This is a genomic window from Lederbergia wuyishanensis, assembly GCF_022900255.1.
Taxonomy (GTDB): Bacteria; Bacillota; Bacilli; order Bacillales; family Bacillaceae_C; genus Lederbergia; species Lederbergia wuyishanensis.
In genome coordinates, this window is sequence record NZ_JALIRM010000001.1 from 1111764 (window position 1) to 1132886 (window position 21123).

The following is a 21123-nucleotide window of genomic DNA, read 5'->3' on the forward strand; positions in this document are numbered from 1 at the left end:
TTCAATATTTGGTCTCGATAGGTAAGTTCATAAGTAGACCTTATATATTCACACTTTAAAAAACTGCTTACCATAAAATGATAAGCAGTTAACCGACGTAAGAAAGTTTTTCGTTATTTTTATATATCGTATCGATTGTACCGCCACCTAGGCACTCTTCACCAATATAAAACACTACTGCTTGTCCAGGGGTCACGGCACGAACAGGTTTTTTAAACAGTACATTAACGTCACCATTTTCTTGAAGCGTTACCGTAACTTCTTCATCAGGTTGGCGATATCGAAATTTTGCCGTACATGTAAATTCATTAGGTTTTTTTCGATCCGATACCCAATTTATGTTGACAGCTTTAATAGAATCAGAATAGAGTGATGAATGGTCGAAGCCTTGTTCCACATAAAGTACATTTCGCTCCAAATCTTTTCCTACGACGAACCACGGTTCACCTGCTCCTCCAATTCCAAGGCCGTGACGTTGACCAATTGTATAATACATAAGGCCGTCGTGATTACCTACTTTTTTCCCATCAAGAGTTTCCATAGACCCTTTTTGGGCAGGTAAATATCCACTTAGAAATTCCTTAAAATTTCTCTCACCTATAAAACATATTCCTGTACTGTCCTTTTTGGATGCAGTAGCAAGTCCTGCTTCTTTAGCAATTTCTCTAACTCGTTTTTTATCGATGGAACCAATTGGAAACATTACTTTTTCAAGTTGATGCTGGCTCAATTGGTTCAAAAAATAGGTTTGATCTTTATTAGCATCTACACCTCGAAGCATTTTTACTTCATCATCACGATGTACTACTTGTGCATAATGTCCGGTTGCCAAATAATCGGCTCCTAGTTTCATAGCATGCTCGAGAAATGCTTTAAATTTTATTTCCTTATTACACATAACATCCGGATTTGGAGTACGACCTGCTTTATATTCATCAAGAAAATACGTAAATACCTTATCCCAATATTGCTTTTCAAAATTAACTGCGTAATACGGAATACCAATTTGGTTGCACACTTGGATTACGTCATTATAATCCTCCGTTGCTGTACATACACCATTTTCATCCGTATCGTCCCAATTTTTCATAAAAATGCCAATTACATCGTATCCTTGCTCTTTTAACAATAAAGCAGCTACTGATGAATCAACACCGCCAGACATACCGACAACGACACGAGTATCTTTCGGCGCTTTAATCATCTTTCATCTTCCTTTCAGTTTTGAAACCTGCGAACAATATTTGCAGTCTCTTTTGCTGCTTCCCTTACTCCCTCTAATTTGTTCCCGAATCCGAAACTAAATCTAATAGAATTTCTGATTCGTTCAGAATCTGGTCCATACATAGCTACCAGCACATGAGAAGGCTCAATGGAACCAGCTGTACAAGCTGAACCACTTGAAGCAGAAATTCCCGCCATGTCCAAATTCACAAGCATTGCCTCTACATCAGTCATAGGGAAACTGATATTTAATATGTGTGGGAGAGAGCGAGCGTTAGAGCCGTTGATATGAAAATCAACTTGTTCAGATTTCAATGTTTCTATAAATGCTTCTTTTAACTGTCTATATTCATTATTTTTTTCTTCAATAGTTTCCAACGCAATAGATGAAGCTTCGGCGAATCCAGCAATTAACGGAAGGCTTTCTGTTCCTGCACGTCTTTTTAACTCTTGTTCACCGCCAAATGAACTTGGATTAATCTTTGTACCAGATTTTATATATAAGAATCCTGTTCCTTTTGGTCCATTTATTTTATGTGCTGATACTGACAGCAAATCTATATTTAATTCTTTGACATCGATCTTTATCGTTCCATATGCCTGAACTGCGTCAGAATGGAAGACAGCATGATGTGAACTCAATAGATCGGCAATTTCTCTAATGGGTTGAATGACCCCAACTTCATTATTGCCAAACATTATCGAAACAAGTATCGTTTCAGGGCGTAAAGCTTTTTGCACAGATTCAACACTAATGAAACCTTCTTCATTAGGCGAAAGATATGTCACTTCAAAGCCTTCTTTTTCAAGAAACTGACAAGTATGGAGAACAGCATGATGTTCCAATTTTGTCGTAATAATATGATTGCCATTTATTTTATTTGCACGAGCCGCTCCGATAATAGCTAAATTATCAGCTTCAGTCCCACCACTTGTAAAAACAATTTCAGAAAAAGAAGCGTTTATACTTTTTGCCAATATGGTTCTTGACTCATCCAATATCTTTCTTGCTTCCCTACCATATGAATGGATACTAGATGGGTTTCCAAAATTGGTTGACATAGTAGCAGCAATTTTTTCAACAACGAGTGGATGTATCGGAGTTGTTGCCGCATGATCTAGATAAATTCTATTCATGTTTTTCCACCTGTTTCTAAATTAAATATAGAACATATAAGCATCTGGAGTACCATCATCCGAATGATTAGCCAGATCCTCAACAGTTGTATTATCCAATACGTCCTTTACAGCATCTCGAATCCTCATCCATAGTTCACGTTTCGCCGGTTCTTCATTTTCAATACCTTCAACAGGACTGATAGGACCTTCTAATACACGAATTATATCACCAGCTGTAATTTTTGCTGGTTCATCTGCTAATACATAGCCGCCATAAGCACCTCTAATACTTCTAACAAGGCCTGCATTACGAAGCGGACCTGCCAATTGCTCTAAATAATGTTCGGACAGATCATGATTTTGCGCAATTGATTTTAAGGAAATCGGTCCTTCTCCATGTCTTTTTGCGAGTTCAATCATAATCGTTAATCCATATCTTCCTTTAGTTGAAATTTTCATATTAACTTGCACCTCGTTCTAATTCTTTTGCTACGTTATTGTTTATCCTTTTTCTTAATATCTTATCAGTTAATCCTTGACATTGCGGTAAAGCAAATCCAATAAACGTTCCTAGCGTTACACTAAAAATAAGCGTACCGACAAAAACAGGTCCACCTAATAGCCAACCTATGACTAGAACGACAATTTCCATTATCCTACGAACGGTCGACACTTTCCATCCTGTTTTTTCTTGCATAGCGAGCATAAAACTGTCTCTTGGACCTGCTCCTAACTTCGCCGATAAATAAATACCCATTCCATATGAATAAAGAATCATCCCAATCAAAAACATACCAATTTTTCCTAAGAGACTGTTTGGCTCAGTTAAAAATGGCAGAAGCATGAACATATCTATAAAAATACCAATGAGCAGCATATTTAAATAAGCACCAAATTGCGGCAACCTTTTCATCATTAATGCAGAACTTCCTAAGATTGTTACACCAACGAGAATCGACCAAGTCCCAATCGAAAGACCTAGTTGATAATATAAACCAACATGTAACACATCCCAAGGAGAAGCTCCGAAATTTGATACAATAATCAATACAATACCGAAAGACATAATGAGTAAACCTATCGTAAATATAATAAGTCTTAATAATAATTGAACGTTTTTTTGCATTCACTTATACTCCTTTGCATTGCTCCATTATAACACACACATATTCTTAAATGCATATATACGGCAGTTTTGATATGATAGAATGAAGTATAAGAACATAAGTTTGGAGAGATCAATTTGAAAAATCAACCTTTAGCCTTTAGAATGCGTCCCCAATCAATAGAAGAAGTTGCCGGGCAACAGCATTTGGTTGGAGAAGGGAAAATTATTGCAAGAATGGTAAAAGCAAAACAACTATCTTCCATGATCCTATATGGTCCTCCCGGAATTGGTAAAACATCCATTGCTAGTGCAATTGCTGGAAGTACAAAATATGCCTTTAGAACATTGAATGCTGTAACCAATAATAAAAAAGATATGGAGATTGTTGCTGCAGAAGGTAAGATGAGTGGAAAGGTCATATTATTACTAGATGAGGTCCATAGACTTGACAAAGGTAAGCAAGATTTTTTGCTGCCTTATTTAGAAAATGGAACGATTATATTAATTGGTGCAACGACAAGTAACCCGTATCATGCTATAAACCCTGCCATTAGAAGCCGATGTCAGATTTTCGAACTTTTTCCATTAACTGATACAGAAGTAAAAGAAACATTGCTGAGGGCATTGGAAGATCGTGAAAGAGGACTCGGATCCTATTCTATCAAAATTGAAGAAAGGGCTCTAAATCACCTTGCAACCGCAAGCAATGGAGATGCCCGGAGTTCATTGAACGCACTGGAACTTGCTGTATTGTCAACCGAGCCTGCTGACGATGGTGTTATTTACATTACAGAATCTATTGCAGAAGAGTGCCTCCAAAAAAAGAGCTTAGCGCATGATAAAGATGGAGATGCACATTATGATGTATTAAGCGGGTTCCAGAAATCAATTAGGGGAAGTGATGCAAATGCAGCTCTGCATTATTTAGGAAGATTAATTGAAGCGGGTGATTTACCGAGTATATCAAGACGATTACTTGTCATCGCTTATGAAGATATCGGTCTTGCTAATCCACAAGCCGGACCACGGACATTGGCGGCAATACAAACCGCTGAAAAAATAGGTTTTCCCGAAGCGCGAATCCCTCTTGCGAATGCAGTAATTGAACTCTGTTTATCTCCAAAATCCAACTCTGCCATCTGTGCAATCGATGAAGCATTAACTGATATTCGAGTAGGATTAAGTGGAGAAGTACCACTTCATTTAAAAGATGCTCATTACAAGGGAGCTAAGGAACTTGGTAGAGGGATTGATTATAAGTATCCACATGATTATGAGAATGGATGGGTAAAGCAGCAGTATCTCCCTGATAAATTAAAACATAGACAATATTACAAACCAAAGCTTACCGGGAAATTTGAGCAAGCATTGGCTACGGTATATGAAAAAATTAATAAAAGTTAAACTAAAAGGCAGCTAATTAAACTTTGCTGCCTTTGATTTCTTTATCCCTCATTTACTCTATGGATATGAATATCTTTCAAAATTTCTCTGACGACATAACTCGCCATGATAAGTCCGACTGCTGAAGGGACAAAAGCATTTGAAGAGGGTGGCATTTGAGCTTTTCTAATCTCCGAATCATCCTTTCCTACCGTCTTACGTACCTCTTCACGAATGACAATTGGACTTTCATCTGAGAAAACAACGGGAATTCCCTTTTTGATTCCTTCTTTTCTTAATCGCGTTCTAATTACTTTAGCAATTGGGTCTGTATGCGTTTTGAAAATATCTTTAATCATTAAGCGTGTTGGATCCATTTTATTGGCGGCACCCATTGAAGAAATAATAGGAATGTCTCGTTTTATACATTCTTTGATTAGATGGATTTTATATGAAATAGTATCTGAAGCATCAACTACAAAATCAGGTTTATGCTCGAAAAACGTTTCGTACGTTTCTTCCGTATAAAACATTTTTAAGGCAACTACTTCACATTCAGGATTAATATCTTCAATTCTTTTTTTCATTAAATCAGCTTTAGGCTGTCCTACTGTTGACAGTAACGCAATTAGCTGTCTGTTTACATTTGTAATATCAACATCATCTTTGTCAACAAGAATAATTTTTCCAATATTTGTTCTCGCCAAAGCTTCTGCTGCAAATGTTCCGACTCCACCTACTCCAAGTATAGCAACTGTAGTATTTTTTAATAATTCTAGCCCTTCTTTTCCAATTGCCAATTCATTTCTCGAAAATTGATGCAACATGTATATCAGCTCCAAGTATGTTCAATCTTTTTTATTCTGATATAGGATAAATGAAAAAAATTGGTTTTTCAATAGAAAAAGGTCATCGCCATTTAAATTGTCAAAATAAAAACAGCCATCTAAATAGAGGCTGCGTGCGTTTTAATAGGAAAAGTCCCAATCGTGCCGTCGGTTAAAGATCCTTTGTTTTGAACCCGCTCTTGGCAGGTGGGTGTCCTGCTCCAGGCCTCACGTGTCCTCTCTTGGAGGCTTGCGCTCAGTCTGAAAACTCCAAACTCCCGTAGGTATGAGATGTCGGTCAAAACGAAAAGGTATATAGACGAACACATCAGGACTTTTCTTGTTGATTAAATACTAACATATGAAAATTCATTTTTCAAACGTAAATACATGGGAATTTATCACTAATTTCACTGTTACAAAACGATTACAAAACCTTTTCAGCCTTTGCGTTTACAGTGAGATGCAGTTCTTTTAGTTGATCATCACTTACTACATCAGGTGCTTTCATTAACAAGTCACTTGCACTTGCGGTTTTCGGGAAAGCAATAGTATCACGAAGGCTATTTCTGCCCGCTAAAAGCATAACAATTCTATCTAGTCCTAAAGCGATTCCACCGTGAGGAGGTGTACCGTATTCAAATGCTTCCAGTAAAAATCCAAATTGCTCATATGCTTCTTCCTTTGAAAAACCAAGAACGTTAAACATCTTTTCTTGTATTTCACGTTCAAAAATACGAAGGGAGCCTCCACCTAATTCATAGCCATTTAATACGAGATCATATGCTTGCGCTTTGACCTCTCCCGGATTTGAGTCAAGCTTATCTATATCTTCGCGCGCAGGCATCGTGAATGGATGGTGAGCCGCATAGTAACGATTTTCATCTTCGTCAAATTCTAATAAAGGCCACTCGGTAACCCATAAGAAATTGTATTGTTTTTCATTAATCAATCCTAATTCTTTTCCAAGTTTTAACCTTAGAGCACCTAATGAATCTGCCACTACATTTTTCGAATCAGCTGCAAATAATAGCAAGTCTCCTTTTTCAGCTGAGAGAAGTTCACATAGTTCACTTTGCTCTGTTTCACTAAAGAATTTTGCTATTGGGCCTTTCAATCCTTCAGTTTCGACCTTGAGCCAAGCAAGACCTTTTGCGCCATATCGAGCTGCAAATTCACCCAAAGAATCAATATCTTTTCTTGAATATTTGTCAGCTCCACTTTTTACAACAAGTGCTTTTACTTGGCCTCCAGCAGCTACAGCATTTGAAAATACTTTGAAACTTGAGTTTTCGACTAGTTTTGAAATATTTTGCAATTCCATTCCAAAACGAGTGTCAGGCTTATCAGAGCCGTATCTTCCCATTGCTTCTTCATAAGGCATAATCGGGAATGGAGTTTGGATTTCAAGACCTTTCGTTACTAGCATTACCTGTTTCATCATACGTTCAATCATTTCTCTGATATCTTCTTGATTCATAAAGCTAGCTTCAATATCAATTTGTGTAAATTCTGGTTGTCGGTCTGCTCGCAAGTCTTCATCACGAAAACATCTTGCAATTTGATAGTACTTATCAAATCCGCTTACCATAAGCAATTGCTTAAATAATTGAGGAGATTGAGGCAATGCAAAAAATTCTCCAGGATGTACCCTGCTAGGAACTAGGTAATCTCTTGCTCCTTCTGGCGTACTTTTTGTTAATATTGGAGTTTCTATGTCTAAAAAACCCTCTTCATCTAAAAAGTTACGAATCGTTCTTGTAACAATCGAACGCATCTTGAAAACATCGAACATTTCTGGCCTACGCAGATCCAAATACCGATATTTCAAACGGATTTCTTCTGCAGCCTCTGCATTGTTTTCAATCATAAATGGCGGAGTTTTTGCTTCATTAATAATTGTAACTTCAGAGACGACTATTTCTATTCTGCCTGTTTTTATATTTTCATTAATTGTACCTTCTGCCCTTGCCACAACCGTTCCACGTACATCTACAACGTACTCATTTCGAACTTTTTCAGCTACTTCTAATGCAGTCCTTGAAATCTCAGGATTAAAAACAATTTGAACAATACCTGATCTATCTCTTAGATCTATAAAAATCAATCCACCTAAATCACGGCGTCTTTGTACCCATCCTTTTAAAACAACTGACTCCCCAATAGACTTTTCGGTAATTTCACCGCAATAATGTGTTCTTCCAAACATTCTAAATCCTCCTCATCGGCATAGCTTGCTAAATTCTTCAATAAAGTTTTCTAACGAAATTTCTGTTTGTTCACCAGTCTCTAAATTTTTCACAGCTATAATACCTGTCTGCAGCTCGTCATCACCTAAAATAATGGCGTATTTAGCACCTAATCTCTCTGCAGCCTTAAATTGTGCCTTCATTTTTCGTTCTAAATAATCACGATCTGAGGAGAATCCAGCTAGACGTAATTTCTGCAATAGAGTAACGGAATAGTCTCTTCCCTTTTCTCCAAGGGCAATAATATAGCAATCTGCAGTTTGTTCTGCTTCAATATTTATTCCTTCCGCTTCTAATGCACTTAATAATCTTTCCATACTTAAGGCAAATCCGATTCCTGGAGTATCCGGTCCGCCCATTTCTTGCACTAAGCCATTATATCTTCCGCCACCACATAAAGTTGTAATCGCACCGAATCCTTCAGCCTCACTCATAATTTCAAAAGCTGTATGATTGTAGTAATCTAAACCTCTGACTAGTGTTGGATCGACAATGTAATCAATGTCCATTGCTGTTAAGTATTGCTTTACTTTTTCGAAATATTGCTTAGAATCCTCATTTAAATATTCAAGTATTGAAGGAGCAGTTGCCATTAATTCATGATCACGGTCTTTTTTACAATCAAGAATTCTTAGTGGATTTTTCTCAAGTCTATTTTGACAGTCACTACAAAACTCCCCAATTCTCGGTTGAAAGTGATTGATTAGCGCTGTTCTATGTGCAATCCTACTTTCATTGTCCCCAAGGCTATTCAGGACAAGGCGTAATTTTTTTAACCCAAGAGATTTATACATTTCCATTGCAAGAGAAATGACTTCTGCATCGATAGCAGGATCCATGCTTCCTAATGCCTCTACCCCGAATTGAACGAATTGTCGGAATCTTCCTGCTTGAGGACGCTCGTATCGGAACATTGGTCCTAAGTAATAAAGTTTTACAGGTTGAGTAGGGTTTCCAAACATTTTATTTTCGGCAAAAGATCGAACAACTGAGGCTGTTCCTTCTGGTCTTAGAGTTATATTTCTTCCGCCCCGGTCATCAAATGAATACATTTCCTTTTGGACAATGTCAGTTGTGTCTCCTACTCCACGCATAAAAAGTTCTGTATTTTCAAAAATAGGAGTACGGATTTCATGGTATTGGTATTTATTACATATTTCTCTTGCTTTTCCTTCGATGAATTGCCATTTTTCAACGACGCCAGGAAGGATATCTTGTGTCCCTCTAGGTATTTGTATGGCCATATTACTTCCTCCTCTTTCTTATACTCAACTATCACATTAACCAAAAGGCTTCCCCTTCCTCTTTAGTTAGAAAGGTATAATGCTACTGCTATTATTAAAGAGCATGTTCTTCAACTTTTTTACGGCACGAGTTTCTATCACTAGCCGATGAGAATAAAGCTAAGTAGAAAAATAAAAAACTCCCGTCTCTTGTTTCGAAAAACAAGGGACGAGAGTTTAATTCACGCGGTGCCACCCTTTTTGAAGCCGAATAAACAGCTTCCACTTTAACAGTTATCGCCTGAATACGTCTATTCCTACTGAGATTATCTGTTCGAAATAGAAGCCTACGGAATGTCCTTCATTGAGTCGAATAGTAGAAATGCTCTCAGCCTAGGCATTTCCTCTCTTTCCGTTCGCGTCTCAATTACTTTTTCCATCATTGGCTTAATATGATTAGCTATGGTTAATTGAACATTGTAATTATTAACCTATAATACGAATATCATAAAACTTTGTCAATACATACCATACTTGTTTTTATTTTTAAATGTTAATATTTCTCCATTTTTTTCTTAAACGCTCTAATCCCATTCATAGAAAGTCCATATTCCATAAAAGGTTCTTCGATCATTTTATAACTTTCTTTTTCAATCGTATTTTTAAAATTCAAAGAAAAAAATTGCGATGTACTAAAGGAAGCTATTTGATTTTGATCATTTGCTCTCAATTTTATGCCTCCTTATCATTTTTAGTTAGTTTTGCCCATTTTTTTAAAATTTAAAAGGATTTTCCCTACTTTTTCTCGAATAAAAATTTGATTACAATAGAGTGAGATTGGTAAAATAGGTATTTAAGTTAATTGCTTCGTTAAACATGTATATGATTTGCTTTAATCAGCTTTATGGAAATTAACAATTTACTTATATTTTTATACTTTCTTTTGAGAAAGGCGGTTTCATTTCTTGGGGAAAAAAATATTTATATTTTTTGTAATTCCATTATTACTTATTATTATTTTCATTCGTTATTCGCCTACTTTGGCTGATTCAGATACGATACTGATTACGGGTGAAATTGTTAATGTTCGCGAAAAACCTGGTACAACTTATTCAATCATTACCCAAATAAAAAAGGGAGAAACGTATGAAATTAAAAATCAAAAAGACGGATGGTATGAAATAAAGCTTCCGTCAGGAAAAAGAGGTTGGATTGCAAATTGGTTAGCTCAAGAAAAACTTTCACCGGCAAAAACAAATAAGGGATTAGTAACAGCTGATCATTTAAATATAAGATCTGAGCCAAATCAGTCCAGTTCAGTTGTTGGAACTCTCAAAGCGGGTGACGAAGTAGTAATTTTGAATAACGATGATGATTGGTTGAAAATAGAATATTTATCAGGGAGTGCCTGGGTTAGCAGCAGTTACATTGAAATAATCAAGACGCATCAACCTACTGCCGATATTCAAGATGAAAATTACATTACCCCGTTATACAACAGTACAAATATTAGAAAAAAACCTACCTTAAAATCTAAAATTTTAGGACATGCCTCTTCAAAGGAAGTTTATAAAGTATTAGGAAAAGAAGGGGATTGGTATAAAATTGAATACGCGTCTGGTAAAGCAGGGTATATAGCAGGATGGGTTATAACAGGAACGAATGAGGTATCTAATAATGGGCCCAATGCAAAAACGATTGTAATCGATCCAGGTCATGGCGGTCGTGATGAAGGAGCTGCCGGCGCAAATGGAACATTAGAAAAAGATTTAACAATGAAGGCAGCGCTACTTCTTAGCGAAAAATTGAAAGAAGCCGGATTTAATGTTGTATTAACTAGATCTTCCGATGCTTATGTAAGTTTGCAAGACCGAGCTGAACTTGCTTATATTAGAAACGCAGATGTTTTTATTAGCCTCCATTTCGATAGTATCGAAGACAGTACGGTCCATGGACACACTACGTATTATTATTACGACAAAGAAGTAGAAATTGCCGAAATGATTCACAATCAAATTTCAAATGTGATTCAATTATCAGATCGTGGAGTTAGATTCGGTGACTATTATGTACTTAGAGAAAACCGACAGCCATCGATATTGCTAGAACTGGGATATTTAAGTAACCCCTCCGAAGAAGAAGTCATTAAGACTCATTCTTATATGGAAAAAATAACAGATGCGATTGAAAAAGGAATCGTTCAATATTATTCAAATTAATTAGTATAAGAAATTTGAAGAGTGCCCTTCAGCCTCTTCCATCCAAATGTTCTCGACTATTAGCGGATGACATCTGTAGCTAGAAAACATCACTTTGTGAAAAAATAACAACAATAACATTTTATTCTTTCTTTAATTACATGAAAAAGGGCTAACCATTTAGGTTATCCCTTTTCTATCTTTCTAAGACTAGTGTAACTGGCCCATCATTTATTAATTTTACATCCATCATTGCCCCGAAAATACCCGTTTCAACTTGAATGCCTTTTTCTTTTAATAGGTTATTGAAATGCATATATAACCCTTCTGCGTGTTCCGGTTTTGCGGCATTCATAAAGTTCGGCCTACGTCCTTTACTACAGTCGCCATAAAGGGTAAATTGGGAAATGGATAAAATGGCTCCTCCTACGTCAAGGAGAGAGCGGTTCATTTTACATTCCTCGTCTTCAAAAATTCGCAAATTAACTATTTTATCCGCGAGCCATTCACATTCTTTTTCAGTATCTTCATGGGTAATTCCAACTAATAGTACGTAGCCATTATTAATGGCTCCTGTAATATTACCACCTACTGTTACACTTGCCTCTTTGCTTCTTTGTAACACGACTCTCATTATTAAACTCCCTTAATTCATGATCCGTCTTACTGCATATATATCAGGAATCTGTTTGATTTTATCTACAACTTTATGAAGATGGCCGATATTCTGTATGGAAATTGACATCATTATCGTTGCCATTTTATTACGATCTGCTTTCCCTGTTACTGCTGTAATATTAGTCTTTGTTCCACTTACTGTTTGTAAAACCTCATTTAATAAACCTCTACGATCAAAGCCTGAGATTTCAATATCCACATTATACTCTTTGCGATTTGTAGAATCGGTCTCCCACTCCACAGGAATTAATCTGGTTTCCATTTCATTAGAATCTATATTTGGACAATCCGCTCGATGAACGGAAACACCTCGACCTTTAGTAACAAAACCGATAATCTCATCTCCAGGAACCGGATTACAGCATCTTGATAAGCGGATTAGCAAATTGTCGGCACCTGTTACTTTTACACCTGCGTCGTGACGTTTTGGAGCAGGATCCGTTTTAATTTCAGCTGAGATTTCTTTCTCAGCTTCTTCTTGGTCTCTTAATTTTCTTAATTTTTCTGTAAGACGGTTAGCGACTTGTAATGCTGAAATTCCATTATATCCCACACTTGCAAACATATCATCTTCATTACCAAAATTGAACTTATCTGCAACTTTTTTAAGATTTTCAGCAGTCATGACCTTTTTAAGATCAAAATCCATTTCCTTAATTTCTTTTTCAACAAGTTCTCTACCTTTTAGGATATTTTCCTCTTTACGTTGTCTTTTGAAAAATTGTCGAATTTTATTTTTTGCTTGCGAAGTTTGTACAAGCTTTAACCAATCTTGGCTTGGTCCATATGAATGCTTAGAAGTAAGAATTTCAATAATATCTCCAGTTTTTAATTTATAGTCTAAAGTAACGATTTTACCATTTACTTTAGCGCCTATCGTCTTATTCCCTATTTCTGAGTGAATCCGATAAGCAAAATCAATTGGAACTGATCCGGCAGCAAGCTCAATAACATCACCTTTTGGAGTAAACACAAAAACCATATCAGAAAAGAGATCTATTTTTAATGATTCCATAAATTCTTCTGCATTCTCGGACTCATTTTGGAATTCAAGGATTTCTCTGAACCAAGAAAGTTTTTTCTCAAAAGAAGCTTGAGGGGTCATTGTTTTGCCTTCTTTATATGCCCAATGAGCAGCTACCCCAAATTCAGATATGCGATGCATCTCCATCGTTCTGATTTGCACTTCTAAAGGATCACCTTTTGGACCTATAACAGTCGTATGGAGAGATTGATACATATTCACTTTCGGCATAGCAATATAGTCTTTAAATCGACCAGGCATGGGTTTCCAACACGTGTGGATGATTCCTAGAACGGCATAACAATCTTTTATACTATTAACAATAATCCTTACAGCAAGTAAATCGTATATTTCGTTAAACTGCTTATGTTGAAGGACCATTTTACGATATATTGAGTATATGTGCTTTGGCCTTCCATAGACTTCAGCTTTAATTTCCATCTCTTCAAGGCGGTCCTTAACCTCGGTCATGACATCTTCAAGATATTGCTCCCGTTCTTCCCTTTTTCTCTTCATAAGGTTTACGATACGATAATATTGCTGCGGGTTTAAATAACGGAGAGCAGTATCTTCAAGCTCCCATTTGATTTTCGATATCCCGAGTCGGTGTGCCAATGGAGCAAAAATTTCTAATGTTTCATTTGCAATTCTTCTTTGTTTTTCAGGAGGTAAATGTTTAAGCGTACGCATATTATGAAGTCTGTCTGCCAATTTTATCAAAATGACTCTAATATCTTGTGCCATGGCAATAAACATTTTCCGGTGATTTTCGGCTTGTTGTTCCTCATGCGATTTGTACTTTATTTTTCCTAACTTAGTAACGCCATCGACAAGCATTGCTACTTCACTGCCAAATTCAGACGTAATTTCAGCAATAGTGACAGAAGTGTCTTCCACTACATCATGGAGGAAACCACCTATTAATGTTGCGGGATCCATCTCTAAATCAGCAAGGATTCCTGCCACTTGAATTGGATGAATAATATATGGCTCCCCAGATTTACGAAATTGATCCTTATGCGCAGTACTAGCAAACTCGTATGCTTTTTGCACTAACGCAACATTTTCAGCATTTAGGTATTTTTTCGTACGAGTTATCACTTCTTCCGCTAATATTTTTTCATCTTTTGCCATCAGGATCACCTTTTTATGAAAAGTAAGTTTTTTCTACATTTATTGAGTATGTTATATATTATCGAGAAAAGAGATACACTTGTAAAGGTTTTGACAAGATTTTATTTTATTGAAAAGCGTAAAACTCCTGTTTATCGACAATAAGTGACTGCTCTAAATAAAAAAAGTCGTATTTTGTATGCATTGCTTTTAAGGATCGAGCACTATAGTGAAATAATTAAATAGTAAAGCTGCCCCCTCCATAAATTAATGGGGACAGCCATCACATATTAAAACATTAATGCTGAAGATCAAAAAGTTAGAAAGTAATTAATGAAAGAATATCATAGCCGTCTAATTTATCTCTTCCATCTAGGTAGGATAGCTCTATAAGAAATGCAATTCCAGCAACGACCCCACCGAGCTTTTCAACTAGCTCTATTGTAGCTTGAATCGTTCCTCCTGTAGCTAATAAATCATCTGTTATGAGCACTCTCTGACCAGGTTTAATTGCATCCTTATGTATAGTGAGCGCATCTTTCCCATATTCTTTTCCATAGTCTGCCTTTATTGTTTCCCTTGGAAGCTTTCCTTCTTTTCGTACTGGGGCAAATCCAAGGCCTAAAGCATACGCCACTGGACATCCAATAATAAATCCTCTTGCTTCTGGACCTACAACGATATCGATTTTCTTTTCTTTTGCATATTCGACGATTTGATCAGTTGCATAATGATATGCTTCACCATGGTCCATCAAAGTAGTAATATCCTTAAAAATGATCCCTTCCTTTGGCCAGTCAGGAACGATCGTAATAAATTGTTTTAAATCCATGCGTTAGCTTCCTCCTCATTTGACACTTTATGTGCCAGCCTTTCATCGAACCATGCCTTTAGCTCGTTAAACGATGAAAATAACAATAACTTTTCCATTTTTATTTGTTCTAGTTTGTTTCGATAAGTCGATGAATCCGCTAAATCTTTTTTCTGCTTATCAGGATTAATATGAATCAATCCATCCTTTATTGTAACAAAATTTAATTCAAAAAACACTTGTGACATAAACTTGACAGATTCTATTGACCAACCACGATGATTTGCTAGATCATGACCAAATTTATTTACATCAAATGTTTGGCGTTTTAATAGAAATGCGTAATACCATTTGAAATGATCCCTAGTTGGTAAAATAGAAAAAAATTGTGATTCTTCATTATAAAAATGTGTATATATACGATCAGGAGATTTGTCTCTAATTAGTGAATCGAGTATATCTAGTTCCTTCGGCAAATCAAATAATAAAATTTGTTTCCTATTTATTTCTACTTTACTTGCCGCCTCTTTGTTCCTAACTAATACATAGTTTTGGTTGCCGTTTAATTTATTTATATTCTCTTCAGAAAAAATAATAATTATCTTCATAGGATCAGCTAAATCTATTTGCTTATGTCCACGAATATCAAATAACTGCCATTCATTAATAGCTAAATCCTTCATCATTATTTGTGGCTTTCTCATATTATTCCATTCATTAATGGAAAGTTCACCTATAACAGACACCCTAGCATCTGTAGAAACCTCATCCGCTAAATAGCCAATATTAAACCCGACTCCGTCAAGTTTTGTCCCGTCTTTTTCCAATGTCATTTTCAAATGATTCTTATTTGCACCTATTTTTCTTACATCATAGGCAAATGTATCTTTAATCATAACTATAGGTTTAGGATTTCCCATACCATAAGGAGCAAGCATGCCTAATTGGCCAATTGTATCAACATTTATTTCGTCTATTTTCAATGAAGCGTCCAATTCAGTCACTGGAATAAAATCTTCAACTGTGAGTTGATTTCCACATGCTTCATTTAGTTTTTGACGTAACAAATCAACATCTTCAATATTTAATGTCATACCCGCAGCCATTGGATGCCCGCCAAAATGAGGAAGTAAATGGGAAAGAGATGACAAATTTTTATATAAGTCAAAGCCAAGAATACTACGAGCAGAACCTTTTGCCAATCCTGTAGTATGATCGTAGCTTAGAACGATAGCTGGCCTATAAAAACGATCTACTAATCTAGAAGCAACAATACCAATTACACCAGCACTCCATCCCTCTTTTCCAACAACAATAACGTTGTTTTCATCAGGAGGGAAATCACTTTCGACCATTTCAACTGCTTCATTCGTTATTTCTGTAACGTATTGCTGTCGCTCTTTGTTCATAATATCTATTTCTTCAGCTAGTTGCTTGGCCATTTCAACACTAGTGGTTCTTAATAGTTCCACTGCGGGACCAGCATGATTCATTCTTCCAGCAGCATTTAATCTTGGCCCTATCGCAAATCCAACCGTTTCTTCATTGATTTCCAATAATTTTGTTCCTGATATTTCACACAATGCTTGAAGACCAAGTCGGGAAGTATGAGTTAATCTTTTTAATCCAGCCTTCACTAGCAGTCTATTTTCTCCATGAAGCGGTACTAAATCGGCGATTGTTCCGATCGCAACAAGATCAAGTAATTCTTCAGGAAGCGCACCATTAATGGCGTGAGCAAGTTTAAACGCCACTCCAACACCTGCAAGTTCTGAAAATGGGTATTGAGAGTGTGGAAGTTTTGGATGAATAATAGTATACGCATCGGGAAGTATGTTTCCAGGCTCATGGTGGTCGGTAATAATTACATCCATACCAAGTTCGTTTGCAATTTTTATTTCATTTATTGCTGAAATTCCTGTATCCACGGTAATAATTAATTTTATCCCCCGATCGCTTGCCTCCCTGAAGGCATTCTCATTCGGACCGTACCCTTCTGTAAAACGATTTGGAATATAATAAGTAACATTGGCATTTAATTTCGTAAGGACATCCATCATAACAGAAGTACTAGTAACGCCATCAGCATCATAATCACCGAAAATCAAAATCGGTTCATTTGTTTCTATAGCATATTTAATTCGTTTAACACTTTTCTCCATATCTGCAAATAAAAAAGGATCATGAAATTCTGTCGTATCTGTATATAAAAAACTTTTTGCCTCGTTTACATCATTAATTCCACGATTTATAAGTAGTGAAGCTAAAAGTTGAGCGATATGTAATTGCTCTGCAAGTTCTTTAGCATTTTGACCATTCGTATTTTGAACAATCCATCTAGTTTTGGGATATAACATTGGCACACCTCTCTATCTAACATAACTTAAAGTATAAGAGTCTAATCATTTGTTTTCATCTGAATGATCAGGATTAATATGAACGAAAACATCATGAACGTCTGGATGGTCCAGCAATTTTGATTTTACTTTTTTTCCAATTTCATGACCTTCTTTTACGGTTATGTCAGGATCCACCGATATCTTTAAATCAATAATAACATAATATCCGTGTTCTCTCGCATGAAGTTCTCCAATTTCTTTCACCTCTGGTACAGAGGCAACCATCTCTCTAAATGTAGTTGTATCTTCTTCATGAAGAACATGATCTAACGTATTATGGATAGAATCTGCTCCTAGCTTCCATGCCATCTTTAATACAAGAAGCGATACAGTAACACCGGCAATGGGGTCACCGTACTCGAGCCAATGAACATTAATTTTATTACCTAAAATAGATGCCCCGATCCCTATTAATGCTGCTATTGAAGAATATACATCTGACCTATGTTCGTAAGCATTCACAATCAATGCATCGCTGTTTAATTTTTTCCCTAAACGATATTTGTATTGAAAGAGTGCCTCTTTAACAATAATTGAAAATATTACGGCATATATAGCCATAGCCCCCGGCACTTCAATTTTTGTAAACAAAGAAGTAATAGAAGTCTTTCCAATTTGCAGGCCAGCCAAGAAAAGGATGACTGCTACAATTATAGCAGCTATGGATTCAGCTTTTCCATGCCCATACGGATGGTCTTCATCAGGCGGTCTTTTTGCAGCACGAAGGCCAATATAAACAGCTAACGAACCGGCAATGTCTGATGCTGAATGGACCGCATCAGCAATTAAAGCCTTACTATTTGACTTCATACCGATTATTCCTTTTACGATCGTTAAAATAATATTAACAATGATTCCTAACCACGCTGCGAATTCTGCTTGTTTAAAACGATCATCCTGCTTCATAGTTTTACTCCTTTTTTCCATTCATCAATGCTTAATGTAGTATTAGACTCTGGCGGCAAAAAAAACCGCAGAATGTTCTGCGGTTCAGTAATTTTTCTATCCTGTTTCTGCATCTATAGACTATCAAGAAGCTTGAGCTTTTCTTTATACTTGTGGTTCATCGGACCATTTCTTTTTTTCTTTTACAGTATTAATTGGACCATTTTTCTTAAGTTCTCTCACTTTCATATCATACCACAACTGAGCGGAAATAAAGATGGAAGAATATGTTCCAGCAAGAAGCCCAACGAATAAAGCTATTGCAAAATTCCTGATCGATTCACTTCCCAATATTAATAATGCTACAACAGTAATAATAACTGTCAATACTGTATTAATTGAACGAGTTAATGTTTGTCGTAGGCCATGATTTACAACGTCTGCAATATCTTGCTCTGTTTTTAAACGTTTCTTTGCAGTCATGTTTTCTCGAATCCGGTCAAATGTAACGATTGTATCATTTATTGAATAACCAACTATGGTCAAAACTGCTGCGATAAAGGTTATGTCTACCTCGAGCCGTGTCAAACTAAAGAAAGCTACAATAAAAAATGCATCGTGCAAGAGACCAAGAACTGAAGTTAGCCCCATAGCATATTCAAAACGGAAAGAAACGTAAATGATGATACCAATTGCTGCAAACAACAAAGCGTAAATTGCATTCTTTGCCAATTCTTTCCCTACAGTTGAAGATACTGTACTAACATTAGGCTCTGAACCATATTTATCAGAAAAATGTGTTTTCAATTTAGCAATTTCAGCTTTGTTAAACACACCTTTATACCTGGCAACACCTATTTCATTATGTGCTCCCGCTAACACTATATCATCTGTAGGGAAACCTATTTCAGTAAGTTCAGATTTTACTTCTTCAGTTGTTAATGTCTTTCCTACATTAATGTCTACCCTTGTACCACTTGAAAAATCAATACCTAAATTTAATCTGAAGATACCTAAAATTATTGCTCCGCTCAATATTAAAATTGTAGATAACACATAGAATTTTTTTCGGTGTTTTACAAAATCAAACTTGTCAAAACGTGTTGGGAGATCGTGGGTTGTCTTATTATCCGATAATGAATAAATCTGTGAGCGTTTTATACCAAACCAACCTGGTCGATCCTTTAAGAATCTGCTATTCACCCATAATCCTAGTAATAGTCTAGATCCATAAACAGCTGTTAAAAAGCTCATTAATATACTGATGATGAGCATTGTTGCAAACCCTTTAACAGAGCTTGTCCCGAAGTAAAATAAAACAACTCCAGCTAAAAGCGTTGTAATATTCGCGTCTAAAATTGCAACGAAAGATGATTTATTCCCAGCTTCAAAGGCAGATTTTATTGATCTTCCAACCTTAATTTCTTCCTTTATCCGCTCGTAGGTTAAAATATTCGCATCTACTGCCATACCAACACCAAGAATCAGAGCAGCAATACCTGGCAAGGTCAATACTCCATTCATTAAATCAAAAATCAGCAGAATTAGATAAACGTATATGGATAGGGTAATCGTAGCAATAATCCCTGGAAAACGATAATAAGCTATCATGAAAATGAAAATGATCGCAATCCCTAAAAGTCCTGCCTGTATTGTTTTATTTAGTGCTTGTTCACCGAATTGTGCGCCGACTGAAGTGGAGTATACTTCAGTTAATTTTACAGGGAGAGCACCAGCATTTAAAAGATTAGCAAGGTTTTCCGCTTCTTTCTGCGTAAAATTCCCTTCTATCGTAACTTCTGTTGTATTAAAGACTTCATTAACATTTGGTGCCGAAAGCATTTTCGGATTCCCTTTAGCTACTGCATCTTTGTAAGAATCCACACCTTCTTCAAAGTCTAGCCAAATGACTAACTGATTATTTGGAGCCATGTCAAGAATCTTCTTCGTAACATCTCTAAATTTCTTTCTATCTTTTAATTCAACTAGCACGACAGGTTGATTATTTCTTGATGAAATGGTTGCCTTTGCCCGGCCTTCCTTTAAATCCGTTCCGGAAAGCATAAGATTGTCGTTGACATCCCGAAAAGAAAGAGTAGCGGTCGTTCCAAGTGTTTCACGTGCCTGATTCTGGTCTTCAACTCCTGGTAACTGCACCCTTATACGATCTGTTCCTTCTATTTGGATACTTGGCTCACTTACACCAATTACATTAATTCGATTATTAAGAGCTTCTGTCGTATGTACAAGAGTATCTCTATCGATTTTTTGATTTTTATTGACTGCCGTTACATCATACAGAACTTCAAAACCACCTTGAAGATCTAGTCCTAGCTTAATTTTTTTAAGTATAGGATTTGTAGTAGTCCCAATTAAACTTGCCATTAATAAAACGATAAGAAAAAATGCGACAATTCTGCTTCTTTTAACCATTAACTTTAGTTCCCCCTTGTCAATGATAAACATTGAACGTATGCATTAAGTATTACGTATTTCTCCAAGTATAAGATAACCTTTTATCATTATGAAGCAGTTAAAAAGCAGTGTCAATGTATCATTATCTATCTTTTGGCACCAATAACTCTTGTAATTCCTCGGTATCCAATTCCGAAAACCAATCTGGAGATTTAAACGCTTCAACTGTGGCGTAATTCATAAACTCGCCAACCTTCATCGATAACACGTCTGAAACTAATTCGTAACTCCTTATCCCTTCTTTAGGTTTTCTCCATTTTTTTTTCGTTAAAAAACTCCAAATGTCTTCAATTTTCACTTCACCATAACCAAGTATGGTAAATTCTTCGGATTTACTAGTAAGCGCGGGTGTTAACATATGAAAATAAGAATCATATGGATGATGAGAAGTATCCATAATTTAACCG

Annotated in this window: 17 protein-coding genes, 1 other RNA gene and 1 other annotated feature; of the genes, 2 read left to right on the top strand and 16 right to left on the bottom strand. The window is 36.2% G+C overall.

Translation table 11 applies throughout. The features are described 5' to 3' along the window. Positions 1-88: 88 nt before the first annotated feature. From mnmA to MT489_RS05570, 4 genes are read right to left on the bottom strand one after another with little or no spacing between them, the layout of a single operon-like run. Positions 89-1204 carry a tRNA 2-thiouridine(34) synthase MnmA gene (gene mnmA / locus MT489_RS05555; protein ID WP_244680482.1) on the bottom strand — a complete coding sequence of 372 codons (1116 nt, stop codon included), beginning with the start codon at positions 1202-1204 and terminating at the stop codon, positions 89-91. A 14-nt stretch (positions 1205-1218) separates the two neighbouring features. Beyond that, entirely contained in the window at positions 1219-2361 is a 1143-nt protein-coding gene (locus MT489_RS05560; RefSeq protein WP_244680483.1) for a cysteine desulfurase family protein, read from the bottom strand. Between the two features lie 21 nt (positions 2362-2382). Beyond that, positions 2383-2802, bottom strand: coding sequence for a cysteine metabolism transcriptional regulator CymR (gene cymR / locus MT489_RS05565; protein WP_244680484.1), 420 nt, complete (start codon positions 2800-2802; stop codon positions 2383-2385). A 1-nt stretch (position 2803) separates the two neighbouring features. Beyond that, a complete protein-coding gene (locus MT489_RS05570) occupies positions 2804-3469 on the bottom strand; it encodes a YczE/YyaS/YitT family protein (RefSeq protein WP_244680485.1) in 666 nt (221 codons plus the stop codon). Positions 3470-3586: 117 nt separating this feature from the next. Between MT489_RS05570 and MT489_RS05575 the strand changes: the two genes are divergently transcribed. Continuing rightward, positions 3587-4855, top strand: coding sequence for a replication-associated recombination protein A (locus MT489_RS05575; protein WP_244680486.1), 1269 nt, complete (start codon positions 3587-3589; stop codon positions 4853-4855). 41 nt (positions 4856-4896) lie between these two features. Here the strand turns inward: MT489_RS05575 and MT489_RS05580 are convergent, their stop codons facing one another. The 5 genes from MT489_RS05580 to MT489_RS05600 form a co-directional block, all read right to left on the bottom strand. Beyond that, the gene (locus MT489_RS05580) at positions 4897-5661 is read right to left on the bottom strand and encodes a tRNA threonylcarbamoyladenosine dehydratase (RefSeq protein ID WP_244680487.1); all 765 of its coding nucleotides are present in this window, start codon (positions 5659-5661) and stop codon (positions 4897-4899) included. Between the two features lie 149 nt (positions 5662-5810). Continuing rightward, a non-coding RNA gene (gene ssrS, locus MT489_RS05585) (6S RNA) lies at positions 5811-5999 on the bottom strand. An 89-nt stretch (positions 6000-6088) separates the two neighbouring features. After that, on the bottom strand, positions 6089-7870 hold the full coding sequence (aspS, locus tag MT489_RS05590) for an aspartate--tRNA ligase (protein ID WP_244680488.1): 1782 nt from the start codon (positions 7868-7870) through the stop codon (positions 6089-6091). A gap of 12 nt (positions 7871-7882) precedes the next feature. Continuing rightward, positions 7883-9154 (bottom strand): histidine--tRNA ligase, encoded by a 1272-nt coding sequence (hisS, locus tag MT489_RS05595; protein WP_244680489.1) that lies wholly within the window; start codon positions 9152-9154, stop codon positions 7883-7885. Positions 9155-9355: 201 nt separating this feature from the next. Then, positions 9356-9585, bottom strand: a binding site (T-box leader). Between the two features lie 101 nt (positions 9586-9686). Continuing rightward, positions 9687-9863, bottom strand: a complete 177-nt coding sequence (locus tag MT489_RS05600) for a hypothetical protein (protein WP_244680490.1) — start codon at positions 9861-9863, stop codon at positions 9687-9689. A 235-nt stretch (positions 9864-10098) separates the two neighbouring features. Between MT489_RS05600 and MT489_RS05605 the strand changes: the two genes are divergently transcribed. After that, positions 10099-11352, top strand: coding sequence for an N-acetylmuramoyl-L-alanine amidase family protein (locus MT489_RS05605; protein ID WP_244680491.1), 1254 nt, complete (start codon positions 10099-10101; stop codon positions 11350-11352). Between the two features lie 175 nt (positions 11353-11527). On the opposite strand, the gene dtd is transcribed toward MT489_RS05605, so the two are convergent. The 7 genes from dtd to MT489_RS05640 all read right to left on the bottom strand — a co-directional run bounded on the left by dtd (position 11528) and on the right by MT489_RS05640 (position 21113). Further along, entirely contained in the window at positions 11528-11965 is a 438-nt protein-coding gene (gene dtd, locus MT489_RS05610) for a D-aminoacyl-tRNA deacylase (protein ID WP_244680492.1), read from the bottom strand. 12 nt (positions 11966-11977) lie between these two features. Then, complete coding sequence (locus tag MT489_RS05615; RefSeq protein WP_244680493.1) at positions 11978-14167, bottom strand: RelA/SpoT family protein; 2190 nt, start codon at positions 14165-14167, stop codon at positions 11978-11980. A gap of 298 nt (positions 14168-14465) precedes the next feature. Next, the gene (locus MT489_RS05620; RefSeq protein WP_244680494.1) at positions 14466-14978 is read right to left on the bottom strand and encodes an adenine phosphoribosyltransferase; all 513 of its coding nucleotides are present in this window, start codon (positions 14976-14978) and stop codon (positions 14466-14468) included. Beyond that, positions 14969-17314: a single-stranded-DNA-specific exonuclease RecJ gene (gene recJ, locus MT489_RS05625; protein WP_244680495.1), complete on the bottom strand. Its 2346-nt coding sequence runs from the start codon at positions 17312-17314 to the stop codon at positions 14969-14971. The genes MT489_RS05620 and recJ overlap by 10 nt, the downstream gene beginning before the upstream one ends. A gap of 45 nt (positions 17315-17359) precedes the next feature. Continuing rightward, a complete protein-coding gene (locus tag MT489_RS05630; RefSeq protein WP_244680496.1) occupies positions 17360-18262 on the bottom strand; it encodes a cation diffusion facilitator family transporter in 903 nt (300 codons plus the stop codon). Positions 18263-18406: 144 nt separating this feature from the next. Next, complete coding sequence (gene secDF / locus MT489_RS05635) at positions 18407-20674, bottom strand: protein translocase subunit SecDF (protein ID WP_244680497.1); 2268 nt, start codon at positions 20672-20674, stop codon at positions 18407-18409. Positions 20675-20798: 124 nt separating this feature from the next. Further along, positions 20799-21113, bottom strand: a complete 315-nt coding sequence (locus MT489_RS05640; RefSeq protein WP_244680498.1) for a post-transcriptional regulator — start codon at positions 21111-21113, stop codon at positions 20799-20801. Positions 21114-21123 lie beyond the last annotated feature (10 nt).

What these genes read in the sequence shown, in the direction of transcription:
- hisS (WP_244680489.1), bottom strand. Translation starts at nt 9,154, where the DNA reads ATGGCCATACAAATACCTAGAGGGACACAAGATATCCTTCCTGGCGTC.
- MT489_RS05640 (WP_244680498.1), bottom strand. Translation starts at nt 21,113, where the DNA reads ATGGATACTTCTCATCATCCATATGATTCTTATTTTCATATGTTAACA.
- recJ (WP_244680495.1), bottom strand. Translation starts at nt 17,314, where the DNA reads ATGTTATATCCCAAAACTAGATGGATTGTTCAAAATACGAATGGTCAA.
- mnmA (WP_244680482.1), bottom strand. Translation starts at nt 1,204, where the DNA reads ATGATTAAAGCGCCGAAAGATACTCGTGTCGTTGTCGGTATGTCTGGC.
- MT489_RS05630 (WP_244680496.1), bottom strand. Translation starts at nt 18,262, where the DNA reads ATGAAGCAGGATGATCGTTTTAAACAAGCAGAATTCGCAGCGTGGTTA.
- MT489_RS05615 (WP_244680493.1), bottom strand. Translation starts at nt 14,167, where the DNA reads ATGGCAAAAGATGAAAAAATATTAGCGGAAGAAGTGATAACTCGTACG.
- MT489_RS05560 (WP_244680483.1), bottom strand. Translation starts at nt 2,361, where the DNA reads ATGAATAGAATTTATCTAGATCATGCGGCAACAACTCCGATACATCCA.
- MT489_RS05570 (WP_244680485.1), bottom strand. Translation starts at nt 3,469, where the DNA reads ATGCAAAAAAACGTTCAATTATTATTAAGACTTATTATATTTACGATA.
- MT489_RS05620 (WP_244680494.1), bottom strand. Translation starts at nt 14,978, where the DNA reads ATGGATTTAAAACAATTTATTACGATCGTTCCTGACTGGCCAAAGGAA.
- dtd (WP_244680492.1), bottom strand. Translation starts at nt 11,965, where the DNA reads ATGAGAGTCGTGTTACAAAGAAGCAAAGAGGCAAGTGTAACAGTAGGT.
- cymR (WP_244680484.1), bottom strand. Translation starts at nt 2,802, where the DNA reads ATGAAAATTTCAACTAAAGGAAGATATGGATTAACGATTATGATTGAA.
- aspS (WP_244680488.1), bottom strand. Translation starts at nt 7,870, where the DNA reads ATGTTTGGAAGAACACATTATTGCGGTGAAATTACCGAAAAGTCTATT.
- secDF (WP_244680497.1), bottom strand. Translation starts at nt 20,674, where the DNA reads ATGGTTAAAAGAAGCAGAATTGTCGCATTTTTTCTTATCGTTTTATTA.
- MT489_RS05580 (WP_244680487.1), bottom strand. Translation starts at nt 5,661, where the DNA reads ATGTTGCATCAATTTTCGAGAAATGAATTGGCAATTGGAAAAGAAGGG.